This is a genomic window from Kitasatospora sp. NPDC007106, assembly GCF_040634455.1.
Classification (GTDB): Bacteria; Actinomycetota; Actinomycetes; order Streptomycetales; family Streptomycetaceae; genus Kitasatospora; species Kitasatospora arboriphila.
Genome location: NZ_JBEYFP010000754.1, coordinates 1 through 2804 on the forward strand (window position 1 = coordinate 1; position 2804 = coordinate 2804).

General features: G+C 75.3%; 1 protein-coding gene and 1 pseudogene. One reads left to right on the forward strand and one right to left on the reverse strand.

Annotated elements, in window-relative coordinates; all coding sequences use genetic code 11:
* Nucleotides 1–404, reverse strand: a pseudogene (locus ABZ641_RS31885) (hypothetical protein); the annotation flags it as partial.
* A 290-nt stretch (nucleotides 405–694) separates the two neighbouring features.
* Here ABZ641_RS31885 and ABZ641_RS31890 point away from each other — a divergent pair.
* Nucleotides 695–2596: an alkyl sulfatase dimerization domain-containing protein gene (locus tag ABZ641_RS31890; RefSeq protein WP_359987457.1), complete on the forward strand. Its 1902-nt coding sequence runs from the start codon at nucleotides 695–697 to the stop codon at nucleotides 2594–2596.
* Nucleotides 2597–2804: the final 208 nt, after the last annotated feature.

The window sequence follows — 2804 nt, forward strand, 5'->3', positions numbered from 1 at the left end:
GCCGCCTCGTCGGGCTGCCGCCCGTTCCCGGTGAGCGCGGCCAGGATCCTGGCCGCGTGGGCGTCGCCCCGGCACCGCTGGGCGGCGTCGACCGGTGCGGTCTGCCGGAAGGCGTGGTTCTCCGCGTACTTGGACCCCTCCGGGTCGGCCGGCGCCCGGCTCGCCGAGGGGGCGGGCACGGCCGTGGCCGTCCGCGCGCCGGCACAGTCCTCGGCCACCTCCGGGTACCGCCGGTCGTGCTCGGCCAGTACCTGTGCCATCACGTCCGCCGCGGACCGCCCCGATGCCGATGCCGATGCCGGGGCAGCGGCGCCGCCCCCGGCACCACCCGCCCGGACGGAGCCGCAGCCCGCCGCCAGCAGCACGGCGGTGACGGCGGCGGTGGCCGGGGCGAGGCGCTTCACGGGGTCTCCGGTCTCTTCGGGCAGCAGTACCCGGCCATCCTGCCAAGCCGCCGCCGCACCGGACCTGAGTACCCGTACTCAGCCGGCACGCCTGGCCGGAGGGCATTCGGGAGGCCGCTTCGGGGAGGTGCCCCCACAGGCCCCTGAATCGCCCCCCGCGGGCTGCTCCTCCGTTCGGGCGGCCCCGATGGCGGCGGGCCGGGGGTCGGAGAAGGGTGGCAGCGACCGCGTCACGCCCGGGTCCGGTCCGCGGATCCGTCGCAGCCGAGGACCGCACGGAAGGACCCGCCATGGCCCCGAACCAGCAGCAGGAGGCATCGGCCGCCGTCGCCGCCGCCAACACGGGCGCCCTGCACGGCCTGCCCTTCGACGACGACCAGGACCTCGCCGACGAACGCCGCGGATTCCTCGGCACCGCCGCCGACCCCCTGATCCGGGCCGCCGACGGCCGGGTGGTCTGGGACCTCGACGCCTACGGCTTCCTCGACCGGGACTGCCCGCCCACCGCCCACCCCGGGTTGTGGCGGCAGGCCCGCCTGGTCTCCGGCCACGGACTCTTCGAGGTCGTCCCCGGCATCTACCAGGTCCGCGGCTTCGACCTCTCCAACATGACCCTGGTCGAGGGCGAGCGCGGAGTCCTGGTGATCGACCCGCTGGTCTCCGCCGAGACCGCCGCGGCCGCCCTCGCGCTCTACCGGCAGCACCGCGGCGACCGGCCGGTCACCGGCCTGCTCTACACGCACAGCCACGTCGACCACTTCGGCGGCGCCAGGGGCGTCCTCACCGACCGGGACCTCGCGGCCGGCGTCCCGGTCGTCGCACCCGAGGGCTTCCTCGAACACGCCGTCAGCGAGAACGTCTACGCGGGCACCGCGATGGCCCGCCGTGCCGCCTACATGTACGGCGCCGCGCTCGGGAAGGGCCCGCGCGGCCAGGTCGGCTCGGGACTCGGCCCGACCGCCTCCACCGGCACCGTCACCCTGATCCCGCCCACCCTGCACGTCACCACCACCGGGCAGACCGAGACCGTCGACGGCATCCGGATGGTCTTCCAGATGGCCCCCGGCACCGAGGCCCCCGCCGAACTGCACATCCACTTCCCCGACCACCGCGCGCTGTGCACCGCCGAGAACGCCACCCACACCCTGCACAACCTGCTCACCCTGCGCGGAGCCCTCGTCCGCGACGCCCACGACTGGGCGCACTACCTCACCGAGGCGGTCCAGCTCTTCGGCGACGACTCCGACGTCGTCTTCGCCTCCCACCACTGGCCGGTATGGGGCCGCGACCGGGTCCTCGACTTCCTCGCCCTGCAGCGCGACCTGTACGCCTACCTGCACGACCAGACCCTGCGGATGCTCAACCAGGGACTGACCGGACCCGAGATCGCCGAACGCATGCAGCTGCCGCCGGCCCTCGAACGCGCCTGGCACACCACCGGCTACTACGGCTCCGTCAGCCACAACACCAAGGCGGTCTACCAGCGCTACCTCGGCTGGTTCGACGGCAACCCCGCCCACCTCTGGGAGCACCCGCCCACCGAGGCGGCGGCCCGCTACGTCGACTTCATGGGTGGCGCCGAGGAGGTGCTGCGGCGCGCCCGCGAGTCCTACGCCGCGGGCGACTTCCGCTGGGTCGCCCAGGTGGTCAACCACGTCGTCTTCGCCGACCCCGGCAACGCCGAGGCCCGCCGGCTGCAGGCCGACGCGCTGGAGCAGCTCGGCTACGGCAGCGAGAACGGCACCTGGCGGAACTTCTACCTCACCGGCGCCCACGAACTCCGGCACGGCCCCGTCGGCACCCCGACCACCGCCGACTCGCCCGACCTGGTCGCCGCACTCACCCTCGACCAGCTCCTCGACTCCCTCGCCATCCGGGTCGACGGCCCGCGCAGCTGGCACGCCGACCTCACGCTCCGCCTCCACCTCGGCGCCGACCGTCCGCCCGTGACGGTGCGGCTGCACAACGGCGTCCTCACCCACGTGAACGGGCCCGGCCCGGCGGCCCCGCCCGCCCGGCTCGACCTCACCCTGGACGAGGCGGACCTGCGCGCGGTGCTGCTCGGCACGGAGTCCCTGGAGCGGCTCGCCGAGCAGGGCCGCGCCACCCTCGACGGCGACCCGGCGGTGCTCGTCGAACTGCTCGGGTACCTCTCCGCGCCCGACCCCGGATTCGCGATCGTCACCCCCTGACGCCCCGGCGTTGCGCCGCCGGCACGCCCCGCACTCCGGTCTACGCTCGGCCCGTGGAACAGCCCGAGCAGCCCCAGCAGCCCGAGCAGCCGGAGCCGACCGACCGGCCGGGGGCCGCCGCGCCGCGCGCCGAGGGCGCCGGACCGTTCACCACCAGGGTCACCTGGGCGCTCCCCGAAGGCGGCACCGCCGTCTGGGAGTCGCGCCC

Bases quoted from the DNA above. Each gene is read 5' to 3' on its own strand.
- ABZ641_RS31890 (WP_359987457.1), top strand. From the start codon at position 695: ATGGCCCCGAACCAGCAGCAGGAGGCATCGGCCGCCGTCGCCGCCGCC.